Source organism: Telluria sp. ZB4P36 (assembly GCF_059685865.1).
In genome coordinates this window covers 12707-26986 of sequence record NZ_JCASIE010000019.1, presented here as the reverse complement: position 1 = coordinate 26986, position 14280 = coordinate 12707, and the positions used below count along the sequence as shown (strand labels likewise).

Annotated in this window: 12 protein-coding genes; 5 read left to right on the top strand and 7 right to left on the bottom strand. The window is 66.1% G+C overall.

The window, feature by feature from the left end; all coding sequences use genetic code 11:
- Positions 1-19: 19 nt before the first annotated feature.
- Positions 20-1321, top strand: a complete 1302-nt coding sequence (locus AC56LK_RS20410) for a rhamnogalacturonan acetylesterase (RefSeq protein WP_497186310.1) — start codon at positions 20-22, stop codon at positions 1319-1321.
- On the top strand, positions 1318-2271 hold the full coding sequence (locus tag AC56LK_RS20405; protein ID WP_497186309.1) for a glycoside hydrolase family 43 protein: 954 nt from the start codon (positions 1318-1320) through the stop codon (positions 2269-2271). The genes AC56LK_RS20410 and AC56LK_RS20405 overlap by 4 nt, the downstream gene beginning before the upstream one ends.
- A gap of 43 nt (positions 2272-2314) precedes the next feature.
- On the opposite strand, the gene AC56LK_RS20400 is transcribed toward AC56LK_RS20405, so the two are convergent.
- Genes AC56LK_RS20400 through AC56LK_RS20390 form a run of 3 tightly spaced genes read right to left on the bottom strand, consistent with a single transcriptional unit; the run spans position 2315 to position 6105 of the window.
- Complete coding sequence (locus AC56LK_RS20400) at positions 2315-3733, bottom strand: glycoside hydrolase family 88/105 protein (RefSeq protein WP_497186308.1); 1419 nt, start codon at positions 3731-3733, stop codon at positions 2315-2317.
- Between the two features lie 12 nt (positions 3734-3745).
- The gene (locus tag AC56LK_RS20395; protein ID WP_497186307.1) at positions 3746-4432 is read right to left on the bottom strand and encodes a DUF6250 domain-containing protein; all 687 of its coding nucleotides are present in this window, start codon (positions 4430-4432) and stop codon (positions 3746-3748) included.
- On the bottom strand, positions 4432-6105 hold the full coding sequence (locus AC56LK_RS20390) for a rhamnogalacturonan acetylesterase (protein WP_497186306.1): 1674 nt from the start codon (positions 6103-6105) through the stop codon (positions 4432-4434). The genes AC56LK_RS20395 and AC56LK_RS20390 overlap by 1 nt, the downstream gene beginning before the upstream one ends.
- A gap of 154 nt (positions 6106-6259) precedes the next feature.
- Between AC56LK_RS20390 and AC56LK_RS20385 the strand changes: the two genes are divergently transcribed.
- Positions 6260-7606, top strand: a complete 1347-nt coding sequence (locus tag AC56LK_RS20385; RefSeq protein WP_497186305.1) for a TolB-like translocation protein — start codon at positions 6260-6262, stop codon at positions 7604-7606.
- Position 7607: 1 nt separating this feature from the next.
- Here the strand turns inward: AC56LK_RS20385 and AC56LK_RS20380 are convergent, their stop codons facing one another.
- The gene (locus AC56LK_RS20380; RefSeq protein ID WP_497186304.1) at positions 7608-8246 is read right to left on the bottom strand and encodes a 3-keto-disaccharide hydrolase; all 639 of its coding nucleotides are present in this window, start codon (positions 8244-8246) and stop codon (positions 7608-7610) included.
- Positions 8247-8284: 38 nt separating this feature from the next.
- Between AC56LK_RS20380 and AC56LK_RS20375 the strand changes: the two genes are divergently transcribed.
- Complete coding sequence (locus tag AC56LK_RS20375) at positions 8285-9202, top strand: alpha/beta hydrolase (RefSeq protein WP_497186303.1); 918 nt, start codon at positions 8285-8287, stop codon at positions 9200-9202.
- 15 nt (positions 9203-9217) lie between these two features.
- Here AC56LK_RS20375 and AC56LK_RS20370 read toward each other — a convergent pair whose 3' ends face one another.
- The 3 genes from AC56LK_RS20370 to AC56LK_RS20360 form a co-directional block, all read right to left on the bottom strand.
- The gene (locus AC56LK_RS20370; RefSeq protein ID WP_497186375.1) at positions 9218-9532 is read right to left on the bottom strand and encodes an L-rhamnose mutarotase; all 315 of its coding nucleotides are present in this window, start codon (positions 9530-9532) and stop codon (positions 9218-9220) included.
- 62 nt (positions 9533-9594) lie between these two features.
- Entirely contained in the window at positions 9595-10890 is a 1296-nt protein-coding gene (gene rhaI / locus AC56LK_RS20365; protein WP_497186302.1) for an L-rhamnose catabolism isomerase, read from the bottom strand.
- A 60-nt stretch (positions 10891-10950) separates the two neighbouring features.
- Positions 10951-13059: a bifunctional rhamnulose-1-phosphate aldolase/short-chain dehydrogenase gene (locus tag AC56LK_RS20360; RefSeq protein WP_497186301.1), complete on the bottom strand. Its 2109-nt coding sequence runs from the start codon at positions 13057-13059 to the stop codon at positions 10951-10953.
- Between the two features lie 347 nt (positions 13060-13406).
- On the opposite strand from AC56LK_RS20360, the gene AC56LK_RS20355 reads away from it, so the two are divergent.
- Positions 13407-14267 carry a DeoR/GlpR family DNA-binding transcription regulator gene (locus AC56LK_RS20355; RefSeq protein ID WP_497186300.1) on the top strand — a complete coding sequence of 287 codons (861 nt, stop codon included), beginning with the start codon at positions 13407-13409 and terminating at the stop codon, positions 14265-14267.
- The last annotated feature ends 13 nt before the right edge of the window (positions 14268-14280 follow it).

Genomic DNA, 14280 nt, shown 5'->3' with positions numbered 1-14280 from the left:
ACCCCAAACGACAAAGCACATGACACCATCATTCAAGCGCACCCTGTCCGCCCTCGCCGCCGCCAGCCTGCTGGCGGGCTGCGCCACCCAGCCGCCGGCCGGCCCGGCCCTCCGGTTCGCCTTCGGCGGCGCGGCGCCTGCCGGCTACACGCCGGTGGCCCTGGATGCCACCTATGACGCCGCCCGCGGCTTCGGCTTCGAGCCAGGCAGTGCCCGCGGCAGCTATTTTTCGGTCGACCTCCCGGAGGGTAACTACCGCGTGACGGTCACCCTGGGCGACGACACGCAGCCGGCCGTCACCACCATCAAGTCCGAACTGCGCCGCCTGATGCTCGAGAACGTGAAGACCACGCCCGGCCAGAAGCTCGAGCGCAGCTTCATCGTCAACGTGCGCACCCCGCAGATCGCGCCGGTGGACGGGGTCCCTGCCGGCGAAGTCGCCCTCAAGGCGCCGCGCGAGACGGTCACGGAAGCCTGGAACTGGGACAAGCGCCTGACCCTGGAATTCAACGGCGCGCGCCCGGCGGTACGGAGCATCGAGATCGTCCCGGTACGGGTGCCGACCCTGTTCCTGCTCGGCGACTCCACCGTCAGCGACCAGCCGGGTGAGCCCTACAACAGCTGGGGACAGATGCTGCCGCGCTTTTTCAAGCCCGAGGTCGCCGTCGCCAACCATGCGCAGTCCGGCGAGACCTACCGCGATTCGCTGCAGCGCCGCCGGATCGACAAGATCCTGAGCCAGATGAAACCGGGCGATACCCTCCTGATGCAGTTCGGGCACAACGACCAGAAGCAGATCAAGGACGGCAAAGGGGGCCCCTTCACCACCTACAAGGCCGAGATCAAGACCCACGTCGAGAAAGTGCGTGCGCGCGGCGGCCTGCCCGTCATCGTCTCGTCGATGGAACGGCGCCGCTTCGACGAGGCCGGGAAGATGGTGCTCACCCTGACGGACTACGCCGAAGCGGCGCGCCAGTCGGCCAAGGAACTGGGCGTGCCCTTCATCGACCTGCATGCGATGAGCCAGACCATGCACGCGGCGCTCGGCGTCGAAGGCTCCAAGGCTGCCTTCGCCCTGCCCGCCCCGGACCGCCTCGACAACACCCACCACAACCCCTACGGCAGCTATGTGATGGCCAAGGCCATCGTGCTGGGCATGCGCAATGCCCAGCTGCCGGTGGCCCGCCACGTGGTCGACGATTTCGCGTTCGACCCGGCCCGCCCCGACCCGGTTGCGAGCTTTGCGGTGCCGCCGAGCCCGGGCCGTACCCAGGAACGCCCGCTCGGCGACGACAGCAACCGCGTGGGAAGCGGGCGATGAAGCGCCGTGTCGCACTGGCGACGCTGGCGGGTGCGCTGCTCGCCGGCTGCGCGGGCCTGCCGCGCACCGAAGAACAGCAGGCTTACCTGTTCGCCTACTTCATCGGCAACGGCGCGGACGGCCTGCACCTGGCCGCCAGTAGCGACGGATATCAGTGGGACGCGCTGCGCGGCGGCGCCAGCTTCCTCACGCCCACCGTGGGCACCAAACTGATGCGCGACCCGAGCCTGGTGCGCGGACCGGACGCCCTGTACCACATGGTCTGGACCAGCGGCTGGAACGACAAGGGAATCGGCTACGCCTCCTCGCCCGACCTGATGAACTGGTCGCCCCAGCGCGATCTGCCGGTGATGGCGCACGAGCCGACCGCACTGAACGCCTGGGCGCCCGAGATCTTCCACGACGAGCTGCACGGGCATTACCTGATCCTGTGGTCGTCCACGATTCCGGGGCGCTTCCCCGAGACCGAGGGCAAGAGCGAGGAAAAATACAACCACCGCATCTACGCCACCACGACGAAGGACTTCGTCAGCTTCACGCCGACCCGCCTGTATTACGATCCGGGCTTTTCGGTGATCGACGCCACCCTGGCGCGGGCCTTCGGGCGCGACTGGCTGCTGGTGAAGGACGAGACCCGCTATCCGCCGAAGAAGCACCTGCGCGTTGCGCAGGCCTCCGGCTTCGAGGGGCCGTTCGGGACGCTCGGTGCGCCGGTCACGCCGTCCGGCCTGTGGAGCGAGGGTCCGAGCGTGCTGCAGGTGGGCGACGAGGTGATCGTGTACTACGATGCCTATACCGCTGGCCACTATGGGGCGATGCGCACGCGCGATATGGTGAACTGGGAAGATGTGACGGCGAAGCTGCGCTTCCCGGCCGCAGGTACCAAGCAGCGGGTGCGGCACGGTACCGCGTTTGCGGCGCCGGCAAGTCTTGTCAGCAAACTGCGCTGACCTGTGAGGTGGGCGGCAAGGCCGCCCACCGTGCAAACCCGCCTTAGCGGGTGCCCTGATACATCAGGCCGCTGTCATTCAGGCCGAACTTGTACTTCTTGTTCATCTCGATGATCTCCGCCCCGGCCAGCAAGGTCGGGCCGTAGCCGTGGGCCGCCTTCACGCTGGTCGGACGGTAGGCGTAGAAGGCCGGATCGAAGGCCATGCCGGTTCCCACGCAGATCCCTTCGATCTGGCCGTTGGCCGTCACCTTGCTGGCCACCGCATTCCACGCGAAGTTGGCCATCGGCCCGTACATCTGCGCGTCCACATAGCCGCGGTTGACGGCGCGCGCGATCGCGTAGGTGTAAATGGCGGTGGCCGAGGTTTCCTGGTAGGTGTCGTTGCGGTCGATCAGCTGGTGCCAGAAGCCGTCCTTGGTCTGGTATTTGCCCAGCCCCTTGATGTGGGCGCGCAGCTGTTCCAGCACGGGCTTGTAGCCCTTGTGGTCCTTCGGCAGCACTTCCAGCACCTCGACCATGGCCATCACCGCCCAGCCGTTGGCGCGCGCCCAGTGGAACTCCGGATGGTCGCGCAAGCCTTCGACGTAGCCGTGCATGTAGATGCCCAGGTCCTTGTTGAACATGCGCTTCGAGAACTGCAGCACCTGGCGCACCGCGTCGTCGTAGTGCTTGCGGTCGCCCGTGACCTTGCCCAGGTAGGCCATGGTCGGCACGCCCATGAACATGTCGTCCAGCCACAGGGTGTCCGGCAGCGGGCGCATCTTGCGGCCGCCCTTGCCGTCCGGGCCGCCGCGTGCCAGCGTGCCGTCCTTCAGGCGGTACTCGTGCTTGGTGACGAAGTCGCCGCAGATGCCGAGCATCTGGCTGTAGTCGACCTTCGAGCCGGCCACCTGGGCCTTCAGGAAGCTGTGGCACAGGGCGCCGGCGTCGTCCAGCGCATGCGGATTCAGGAAGCTCTTGATCGGCGCGAGCGCGTTGGCGGTGTCCGCCTTCACGACCGGCAGGTAGGTCTTGGTGAGCTGCGACAGCAGCGCATGGCGCTTCTGGGTGTAGTCGAGGTAGCGCTGGTCGCCGGTAGCCTGGCCGGCGGCCACCATGCCCTGGTAGGTGACGCCCCACTCGTAGCTGGTCAGGCGGAAGTCGCCCGGCTTGAGCACCGCGTCCGGATCGGCCTTGGTCAGGTCGGTGACCGGCGTGCCGTTGCTCTTGTGGATCAGCTCAGCCGGGGTGGTGCGGTCCAGGTAGGCGAACACGCGGTCCAGCACCGCCTTGACCTCGTTGGCTTCCATCGGCTGGTAACGGGTCGGGTACTTCACGTCCAGGGCGTGCAGCATGGCGTCGGCCGCGGCCGGGCCTTTTTCCTGGGCGGCGGGCGCTTCCTGCGCAAAGACGCTCATGGCGGGGAACAGGCTGGCGACGAGCAGGCCGATCAGCGCGCGGCGCGGCATGGGGGAATTCATGGGTGTCTCCTTTTATTTCAACTGGTGGATCGTAAGATTGTCGATGGTCTGGCGCGACCATGTGCTGCGGAATCCTGTGTAGCCCCGGGTGAAGGGCTGGGGGTCGCGATACGAAAAGACTTCGCGGCCGTCGATGCGCATGCGGGTGCAGCCGCGGTAGACCGCGATCTCGACCCGGTAGTCGCGGTTCGGCTGCAGCATCCAGGCCGGCTCCAGCCGCTCCCCGACCAGCACGCGCTGTCCGCCGCCGTAGCGGCGCAGGCGGGTGGTCGTATTGCCGTTGCCGCCGACGCCGGCATAGTACATGTCCAGGTCGTCGTAGTCCTCGAACTTGCCGGAGCGGGTGAACAGGCTGCTGCGCGCCGGATCTTGCGCCATCCAGAAATGGTTCAGGTCCGACAGGCGGTCGTTGCGGCCGCCGTCAAGTACCACGCGGCGGGTGTAGGCGATCAGGATGTCGCCCGACAGGGGCTTGTCGAGCCAGACGGTGGCGCCGGAGTCGACATCGATCACCAGGCGGCCGTCGCGGGTGCCGATGAAGTTGCCCGGCTTGCGTGCGTATTCGCTGACGTAGCCCATCAGCGGGCCGTCGAAATCGTCCTGGTGCAGCAGCGTCCCGCGCTCGCCCCAGTTGTCGCAGGCGGCTTGCGCACCACCAGCGCCAGCCAGCAGCGCCGCCGCGAGCAGTACAGGTTTCATCACTGGACGCCCGCCGCCTTGTCCGAGAAATAGGGACGCAGCGGATTGCCCGGCAGCGCCTTCAGGCCTGCGACCACGCGCTGGGCGTTGAACTCGGCGCCGGCGCCATTGGTGTGGGTGCGCGCGTCGGAGAAGAAGGTATCGACCTGTGGTGCGCCGATCGCGCGGTAGCCCTCGGTGACAAGCATGGTCAGGTCCATGAAATGGGCGCCGCCCGCCTCGGCGACCTGGCGGCCCCAGTCGGCGAAGTTGGCGAAGTCGCGCTCTCCCTGCCATTTGTCGCGGTGCGGGATCGGCGAAGCGATGACCACCGTCGCGCCCTTCGCTTTCGCGTCCGCCACGTAGCGCGCCATGTACCAGCCGAAGCTGTGCACCTGCTCCTTGCCGCCGTCCGGACGGGTGTCCTCGACCGTGTCCGGACCGATCCCCGGCTTTGATGCGCGGTTCTTGTTGGCCGGGTCGCCGATGCGGCCGCCGTCGTTGTGGCCGAACTGGATCACGACGGTGTCGCCGCGCTTGAGCTGCCCGAGCACGCGCTCCCAGCGGCCTTCGGTGAAGAAGGTGCGGCTGCTGCGCCCGCCGATGGCGGCATTGACCACATTGATCTTGCGGGTGTCGAAGTAGGGCGCGAGGCGCTCGCCCCAGCCGATGGCGCCGTTCTGGCCGCCGCTCTTGACGGTCGAGTCGCCGACCAGGAACAGGGTCGGCAGCTTCGGATCGAGCGGGGCTTCCTCGCGCACGGTGCGCGCATCGACTACCGGGCGCACGTCCTCCATCTCACCCTTCGGCTTCAGGAAGGAGGCCATGCGCGGGTCGCCCAGGGTCTTCAGGCCCGCCACCACGATCTGCGCGTTCAGCGCGGCGCCGGCCCAGTTGGTGTGGATGCGCTCATCGGGCACCGTCACCGGAAACATCTTCATCACGCCCTCGCGGCCCATTTCGTCATAGCGGCGCGCCGCCAGCTCGTTCAGGTCGATGAAGCCGGTTTTTTCCAGGCGCGCGACTTCGGCGGCCCAGCCGGCGTAGTCGCCCTTGTTGCGGCGCACTTTACCCACATCCGGGCCTTCCTCGTTCCAGGCCTTGCGCGGGATGAGGGAGACGACGACCGGCGTCGCGCCTTTCGCGCGGATATCGGCGATGTACTTGCGCAGGTAGCCGCCGTAGCTGTACACGGTCTCGCGCTTCCCGGTCAGGATGTTGTCGATCTCGGTGGCGTCGTCGCCAATGCCGCGGATGCTGCCGCGCGCCCGCTTGTCGTCGTTGACCGGGGAAGCGTCGTTGTGCCCGAACTGCATCAGCACCATGTCGCCGGGCTTGACGAAGGCCAGCGTGCGCTCCCAGTGGCCGCTGGTGATGTAGGTGCGGCTGGACAGGCCGCCGACCGCGCGGTTCACGAGGTTGACCTTGGCCGGATCAAACCAGGCGGCGATAGGATTGCCCCATCCCCACTGCCCTTCCGCGCCCTTGCCCTGGCCGTCGTCGTGGCCGTTGCGCACCGTGGAGTCGCCGATCAGGATGATCGAAGGCAGGGCGGGATTGGCCGGTTCCGGCAGCTTCACCTGGGCGCGCGCCGGGTCGGTATTGACGGCAGGCGCAGGGCTCTGTGCTTGTGCCGTTCCGCAGGCCAGCAATAGCATTGCGCCGGCACGGATCAGGGTGCTCAGGATGGACATCGAGGGGTCTCCATGTGTTATAGCTTTTCCCTGATTCTATGCGCCGCCGCTGAACCCGGCAGTAAAGACGCAGAAAGAATCACCATAATGATTAGATCTGAGCAACTCATGCTGGGAAAATGATCGGACAACATCACAATACGGAGACACCCCCATGCGTTCCCCCATGACCACCGCCCTGTGCCTGTCCGTGGCACTCCTGTTCAGCCATGACGCATTGGCCCAGATCGGCAAACGCTTCCCCTCCGAGCGCAAAGTCGTCAAGGATCCGGTCACCGGCACCATGCTCACTTTCCTGACCAGCAAACCGCACGGCGATTCCAAGATCTACCCGACCCACCCGCAATGGACGTCGGACGGCAAGTGGCTGGTGTTCCGCTCGCGCCTGGCCGGCGACGAGGCCGTGGCCGTGAACGAGGCGACCGGCGATTTGGTCCAGGTGACCGAAGGCGGCTACACCGGGATGCTGAACCTGGCCCGGAAGTCCATGAAGCTGTACTACATGCGCAAGGCGCCGGACGACGACAAGGTCTTGCAGATCGTCGAAACCGACCTGGCACGGGTGCTGGCCGACAGCGCGCAAGGCCGCATGCAGCCGGCAGGCAGCTACCAGCGCGTCGCCGCCAACCTGGCGCCCGAGCTGGAAGCCGGCGGCGACCTGGCCCTGGACGCGGACGAGGAATGGGTCTATTTCAAGGTCGGCCCCGGCCAGGCCGCCAGGCACCTGGCGCCCGGCACCAAGATCGAGCCGGCCTTCGGCCCGCGCAAGATGGGCGCCGGCCCGCAAGGCATCGCGCGCCTGAACGTGCGCACCGGCGAAGTGAAGCACGTGGTGTCGGTGCCCTTCCAGGTCGGCCACATCCAGGCCAACCTGTGGAACCCGGGCGAGATCGTGTTCTGCTGGGAGACCGGCGGCAAGTCGCCGCAGCGCACCTGGACCGTGAAGGCGGACGGCAGCGGCCTGCGCCCGCTCTACCCGGAAGCATCCTACGAGTGGGTGACCCACGAGGCGGTGATCTCGAAGGATGAAGTGGCGATGGCGATCATGGGCCACCGCGCGATTCCGGGCGCCGCATCGGCGGTGGCCGGCCCGGCAACGGACGTCGGCGGCGCCAACCCGGGTCAGGACGACGGCTGGGGCCAGACCGGCACCCGCGAGAAGCCGACCGGCCTGGCGATCGTCAACCTGCGCACCCGCCAGATGCAGATCGTCGGGCAGACCGAGTCGGGCAGCGGTCTGTGGCACGTGCATGGTTCCAGCGACGGCCGCTTCGCCGTGGGCGACGATTTCAGCCGCAGCGTCTACCTGATCGACCGCCGCAACCGCGAAATGATGATGCTCACCACCGGCCACAAGACCACCGCCGCCGACCACCCGCATCCGACCTTCAATGCCGACGGCAACAAGATCCAGATCCAGTCGGCCATGCTGTCCGAGGATGGCCGTTCGATGAACATCGTCGTGGTGCCGGTGCCGGACGCCTGGCTCAAGCGCCGCTGATCTACGGCACGGGCGTGATCCGGATGCTGCGCAGTTCGTAGGGCGTCCCTTCGAGCTGGAAGCCGATCCGCCCCGCGCCCGGCGCGGCCGCGCTGACGCGGTTCTGCGGCACGCCGTTGACCGTCACCTCGATCACGCCGTCGCGCGCCAGGATGTCGGCGCTGTTCCATTCGCCGGCCGGCTTCTCGCTGCCGGCCCCGGTATGGCCCTTGATGGCAGGGTAGGCGCCGGGCGCCGTGGTGAGCGGTTCGGCAAAGGACGCGCCGGCCATCGGCAGCACGTCGCCGGCGAAACCATGCTTGGTCTGCACCTGCAGGCTGAGCGGCCAGGCGCCATCCTTCGGGCCGGACGCCACATGCAGCAGCACGCCGGCATTGCCCGGCTTGCCCGGCCAGCGCCATTCGACGTGCATACGATAGTTGGTATAGGCGGCGCGGGTGGCGATGTAGCCGGCGGGTTTGCCGGACACCTGGATCACGCCATCGGGGCCGCGCGACCAGGCCGTGGCCGCATCGGCCGCCGGCGTGGCGACGAGCTCCAGGCCGTCCCTGCTGTCGAAGGGCTGCACGGCCTGGGTGGCGCAGCCGCCGAGCAAGGCTGCGGATGCGAGAATACTGCCGACATGTGAAAGCTTTACCATAAAAGGATATTCCCATGAATGAAAACAGGAGACGCACGATGACGCAGCTTGCTGCCGGTCTGGTGCTGACGACGTTTGGAAGTGTGCCGGCCGCCGCTGCCGGCCCGCTGGTGCTGCCCTTGTGGCCGGAAGGCGTACCCGGCGCCAAGCCCGAACTCGGACCGAACCGCGTCGACGACGAGGGCCGCACGACCAACATCACCGAGCCCACGCTGACCGTGTACCCGGCCGCGGTCGACCGTCCCAACGGCACGGCAGTCATCATCTGCCCGGGCGGCGGCTACGTGCGCCAGTCGACCCGGCGCGAGGGCGAGCAGTATGCGCACTGGCTTAGCACCCTGGGCATCACCAGCTTCGTGCTGAGCTACCGCCAGCTCGAATTCGGCCACCCCGCCCCCTTGCGCGACGTGCTGCGCGCGGTGCGGCTGGTGCGCTCGCAGGCTGCCCGGTTCAAGGTGAATCCGGACCGCATCGGCGTGATGGGCAGCTCGGCCGGCGGACACCTTGCCGCCACCGCGGGCACCTTGTTCGACCATCCGCTCGGACGCACCGGCGCCCAGCTGGATGCGGTCAGCGCCCGTCCCGATTTCCTGATACTGATGTATCCGGTGATCGCGATGGAAGGGCCTGCCGTGCATGCCGGTTCGCGCAAGGCCCTGCTGGGCGCCTCGCCCACGCAGGCCGACGTGGACCTGATGTCGCCCGAGCGCCAGGTGACGGCCCAGACGCCGCCCACCCTGCTGATCCACACCCAGGCCGACCAGGCGGTGCCGGTCGAGAACAGCATCCTGTTCTACCAGGCGCTGACGCGGGCCAAGGTGCCGGCGGAGATGTACTTGTTCGAGCAGGGATCGCACGGGATGGGGATGCGGGATGGACTGGGGACGGCCTCGGTATGGCCGCGCCGCGCCGAAGAGTGGCTGAAGATGCGCGGCCTGCTCGACCGCGCCAAATAAGGCGAGGACGGCGGATTACGCCATGTGGAACACCTGGGTCAGCGGCCACTCCTTCGGCCGGTTCCCGGGTTCCACTTCCATCAGGTCCGCCATGTAATCCCACCAGCGCCGCATCACCGGATGATCGGGCAAGGGCCCGAGCTGGTGCCCCGGATGCAGCTTCATGACGGCGAACAAATCCAGCGTCGCCTCGTCCAGGAAAATCGAATAATCGTAAATGCCGGCGCCGCCCAGCAGCGCGGCCAGCTCCGGCCAGATGTCGTCGTGCCGGCGGCGGTATTCTTCTTCATTGCCGGGCTTGAGTTGCATGCGGAATGCACGGGTGGTGATGCTCATGTCTTGTCCTGGTCGTTAACGAAAAAAGCGCCCCGTGAGGGGCGCCAACATCAAGATCAAACGATGCCGCTGCTGCTCGCGCCGGCCTTGGCCGGACGCGCGCTGGCGACACGGTCGCGGTAGCCGCTGGCGCGGTAGGCTGCCACCGGGTCGGCTGCGCCACCCGAACGTACACGGGCCATCGCCAGGATCGGGCCGACGTCGGTGCGGAAAGCGCGCTTCAGGCACTGGGCCGCCTGAAGCACGTCGTTCTGCTCCTGCAGGCCAGCCAGTTCGTTGCGGTCGACCAGGGCCGACTGGATGAAGGAACGCTGGACTTCCACCGCGCTGCTCATCAGGCTTTCGATCGGATCGGTCACGTTGTGCGACTGGTCCAGCATGTAGGCCGGCTTGAAGCCCGGACCTTCGCGCAGGGCCGCGTCGGCCAGCTCGTTGAAGACCAGGAACAGCTGGAAGGGGTTGATCGATCCGGAATCCAGGTCGTCGTCGCCGTACTTGCTGTCGTTGAAGTGGAAGCCGCCGAGTTTACCGAACTGCGCCAGGCGCGCCACGATCATCTCGATGTTGGTGTTCGGGGCGTGGTGACCCAGGTCGACCAGGCACTTGGCCTTCGGGCCGAGGGTGGTGGCGCAGGCGAAGCTGGTGCCCCAGTCGGCGATGGTGGTGGCATAGAAGGCCGGCTCGAACAGCTTGTGCTCGATGAAGATGTTCCAGTCGCTAGGTAAGGCCGCATAGATCTGGCGCATGCTTTCCAGGTAGCGCTCCAGGGCGCCGCGCAGGTTGCTCTGGCCCGGGAAGTTGGCGCCATCGCCGACCCAGACGGTCAGGGCCTGCGAACCGAGGGCCTTGCCGAGTTCGATGCACTCGATGTTGTGGGCCACGGCCTGGGCGCGGGCAGCCGGGTTCATGGAGGTGAGGCTGCCGTACTTGTAGGTGTGCTCCTGGCCGGCCTGGTCCTGGAAGGTGTTCGAGTTGACAGCGTCGAAGCCGAGGCCGAAGTTCGCGGCGACTTCGCGCAGTTCGGCGGCATCGCTTGGTTTGTCCCATGGGAAGTGCAGCGACACGGCCGGGGTGGCGCGGGTCAGCTGGTTGATCACGCCGCAGTCTTCCAGCTTCTCGACCACGTTGCGCGGCTCGCCGCGACCCGGGAAGCGCGCGAAGCGCGTGCCGCCGGTACCGGCGCCCCAGCTCGGAACGGCCACTTCGAAGGTCTGGGCCAGTGCGGTGAGTGTTTCGATGTCCAGGCCGCGGCGCGCCAGCACCCCGCCCAGCGCGTCATAGTCGGCCTTCAGGCCGGCTTCCAGTTTGGCGTTCTGGTCCTGGACCAGGCCCGCGTCGATCAGGCTTTTCATACTTGTCTCCTTCAGGCTGCGGTAACAAGGGCGTAGCCCGTTGCTCCGCAGCCTACTATTTTAGCGGGTGAATGCACCGGCGTTGCCGGCGTCCACGTTCAGGATGTTACCGGTGCTTTTGCCCGACTTGTCGCTGGCGAAGAAGTAGACGGCTTCGGCGATGTCTTCCGGCAGCACGCTCAGTTTCAGCATGGAGCGCTTGCGGTAGAACTCTTCGATGTCGTCGGTGCCGATCTTGTTCGATGCGGCGCGTTCTTCCTTCCACTTGCCGTCCCAGATGCGCGAGCCCTTGATGACCGCGTCCGGATTGACGACGTTGACGCGGATGCCGTGCTCGGCGCCTTCCAGCGCGATGCAGCGGGCCAGGTGCAGTTCCGCAGCCTTGGCGGTGCAGTAGGCGGAGGCGCCGGCCGATGCGACCAGGCCGTTCTTGCTGCCGACGAAGACCATGCTGCCGCCCAGCTTCTGCTGCTTCATCATCTGGAAGGCGCTGCGGCTGACCAGGAAGTAGCCGGTCACCAGGATGTCCTGGTTGCGCTTCCAGATCTCGAGCGTGGTTTCGTCCAGCGGCGCCGCCGAAGCGATGCCGGCGTTCGACACCAGCAGGTCGACGCCGCCGAAACGCAGTGCGGTATCAGCCAGCACCTGGGCGACTTCTTCCTCGCTGGTGATGTTGCCGCGCACGGTGGCGACGTTGTCCTTGCCTGCCACCTTCGACAGTTCCTGCTGGGCGTTGGCCAGCGCTTCATTGTCGATGTCGGTGACCATCACGCAGGCGCCTTCCTGCAGCAGCTGGCGGGCGACCGCCTGGCCGATGCCGCCGGCGCCGCCGGTGACGAGGGCGATGCGGCCGGCCAGGCTCTTCGGCTTGGGCATGCGCTGCAGCTTGGCTTCTTCGAGCAGCCAGTATTCGATGTCGAAGGCTTCCTGTTCCGGCAGGCCGACGTAGCTGTCGACACCGTTCGCGCCGCGCATCACGTTGATCGCGTTGACGTAGAACTCGCCGGCGATGCGTGCGGTGGCCTTGTCTTTCGCGAACGAGAGCATGCCCACGCCCGGGATCAGGTAGATGATCGGGTTGGCGTCGCGGACCTTCGGGCTGTTGGAACGCTTGCAGCGCTCGTAGTAGGCGGTGTAGTCGGCACGGTAATCGCTGAGTGCCTGGTCCAGGCCGGCGACCAGGCGCTCGAAGCTAGGGGCGGCCGGGTCGAAGTCCAGCACCAGCGGTCGGATCTTGGTGCGCAGGAAGTGGTCCGGGCAGGAAGTGCCGAGGGCCGCCAGCGGCTTGAGGTCGGCGCTGCAGACGAATTCCAGCACGGCGGCGCTGTCGTCGAAGTGGCCCAGCTTGTATTCTTCCTGGCTGATCTTGCCGCGCAGGAGGGGCATCAGGCGGGCCGCCAGGGCGGCGCGATCAGGCGATGCCAGCGGCTGGGTGGACTGGCCGCCGAACACCGGCTGCTGGATGTTCGCCGCCAGCCAATCCTCGGCGCGCTTGATGATCGCCAGCGTGGTCTCGTAGCAGGACTTGGCGGTATCGCCCCAGGTGAACAGGCCGTGGCCTTCCAGGATGATGCCCTTCAGTTCCGGGTTCGCTTGCGAGACCGCTTCCAGCTTCAGGCCAAGGTCGTAGCCCGGACGCTGCCATGGCAGCCAGCCCAGCTCACCTTCGAAGATCTTCGCGGTCAGTTCCTTGCTGTTCTTGCAGGCGGCGATCGCGATGCAGGAATCCGGGTGCATGTGATCGACGTGCTTGTGGGCGATATAAGCGTGCAGCGGGGTGTCGATGCTGGCGGCGCGCGGGTTCAGGTTGAAGGTGCAGTGCGGCAGGTAGCCGACCATCTCGTCCTCGTGCTCGAGGCCGCGGTAACGCCCTTTCAGGGCCTGCAGCTTGTCCATGTACAGGGTCGAGAAGCCATCCAGCTTGATCGAACCCAGGTCGCCGCCCGAGCCCTTCACCCACAGCACCTCGACCTGCTGGCCCGACAGCGGATCCTGCATCGTGACCTTGGCTGAGGTATTGCCGCCGCCGAAGTTGGTAATACGCAGATCCGAACCCAGCAGGTTCGAACGGTACAGCAACAGTTCCGGCTCACTCATGTTCGCGGCCACACTGTCGTCCCAGCGCGAGGTGATCGGTTCACGCTGTTTCGTTTCGCTCATAGCGCCCATCAAAATTCTCCAAGTTGATTGTTTTGTCATCGTCCAAAGGTCGATGTGTCTCTCTTCCAATGTCCTGCAGCCGCCACGTTTTGCGGCACCGGGACACAGTAGAAATCAGGCAAGCAAGGGGTGTCAACGCGCAAACGATCAACTTGCTGACCAAGTCTCAATCAATCACCGGGTTGATCGATTTGCGCGTTTGTGCGTTGCAACGAAAGCAAATAATCAGGTGATTGATCATTTGGTGATTGACGTTACGGCAGTGCTTGATCAATACTTTTCATACAAACCGCGATTCCAGCAGGAACGACGGATGACACGCCGCACATACACAGACGGCATTCGGAGGAGACAACATGGTGAATCACAAACGCCGCAAGCGTTTGCTGAAACTGCTTGCCGAGCACCAGACGGCAACGGTCCAGCAGCTTGTCGAATGGCTCAACGCATCCCCGGCGACGGTCCGTCGCGATATCAGCTGGCTTGCCGGCCGCAACCTGCTCACCCGCACCCGCGGCGGCGCCGAGAACCTGCTGCCGAAGACGCGCCAGTTCTCGCTGACCAGCGAAACCTTCCAGAACAACATCCAGTGCTATGCGGCGCGCAAGCGCGCCATCGCCCGCCATGCGGCCGGCATGTGCAGCGACGGCGAAACGATCATCATCAACGGCGGCACGACCACCTTCATGATGGCCGAGTTCCTGACCGAAAAGCAGCTCAAGATCCTCACCAACTCCTTCCTGATGGCCGAGCGCCTGCTGGTCTCGAGCGAGAACGAGATCATCGTCCCGGGCGGCCGCGTCTACCGCGAGCAGAACGTGATCCTGTCGCCTTTCGATAACGACATCACCCAGCACCACTACGCCACCAAGATGTTCATGAGCGTGTATGGCCTCTCGCTGCTGGGACTGATGGAAGCCGATCCGCTCCTGATCCAGGCCGAGAAGCGCCTGATCAGCCAGGCCGAGGAACTGGTGGTGCTGGCCGACAGCTCGAAGTTCGCACGCAAGGCCGGCCTGATCCTGTGCGGCCTGGACCGCGTGTCCACCGTGATCACCGATACCAACGCCTCCGACAAGGCCGTGCAGCTGCTCGAGCAGTACGGCGTCAAGGTGGTCACCGTCGAACCCGACGGCGAGCCGATCGCCGCCTGCCCCCCGCGCTACACCCCGCAGTACGACCTGCAGTCCGCTGACCTGATGGAGCTTTCGCATTGAAGATCAAAAAAAT

Coding starts and splice junctions, on each gene's coding strand:
- AC56LK_RS20410 (WP_497186310.1), top strand. CDS start 20: ATGACACCATCATTCAAGCGCACCCTGTCCGCCCTCGCCGCCGCCAGC.
- AC56LK_RS20405 (WP_497186309.1), top strand. CDS start 1,318: ATGAAGCGCCGTGTCGCACTGGCGACGCTGGCGGGTGCGCTGCTCGCC.
- AC56LK_RS20400 (WP_497186308.1), bottom strand. CDS start 3,733: ATGAATTCCCCCATGCCGCGCCGCGCGCTGATCGGCCTGCTCGTCGCC.
- AC56LK_RS20395 (WP_497186307.1), bottom strand. CDS start 4,432: ATGAAACCTGTACTGCTCGCGGCGGCGCTGCTGGCTGGCGCTGGTGGT.
- AC56LK_RS20390 (WP_497186306.1), bottom strand. CDS start 6,105: ATGTCCATCCTGAGCACCCTGATCCGTGCCGGCGCAATGCTATTGCTG.
- AC56LK_RS20385 (WP_497186305.1), top strand. CDS start 6,260: ATGCGTTCCCCCATGACCACCGCCCTGTGCCTGTCCGTGGCACTCCTG.
- AC56LK_RS20380 (WP_497186304.1), bottom strand. CDS start 8,246: ATGGTAAAGCTTTCACATGTCGGCAGTATTCTCGCATCCGCAGCCTTG.
- AC56LK_RS20375 (WP_497186303.1), top strand. CDS start 8,285: ATGACGCAGCTTGCTGCCGGTCTGGTGCTGACGACGTTTGGAAGTGTG.
- rhaI (WP_497186302.1), bottom strand. CDS start 10,890: ATGAAAAGCCTGATCGACGCGGGCCTGGTCCAGGACCAGAACGCCAAA.
- AC56LK_RS20360 (WP_497186301.1), bottom strand. CDS start 13,059: ATGGGCGCTATGAGCGAAACGAAACAGCGTGAACCGATCACCTCGCGC.
- AC56LK_RS20355 (WP_497186300.1), top strand. CDS start 13,407: ATGGTGAATCACAAACGCCGCAAGCGTTTGCTGAAACTGCTTGCCGAG.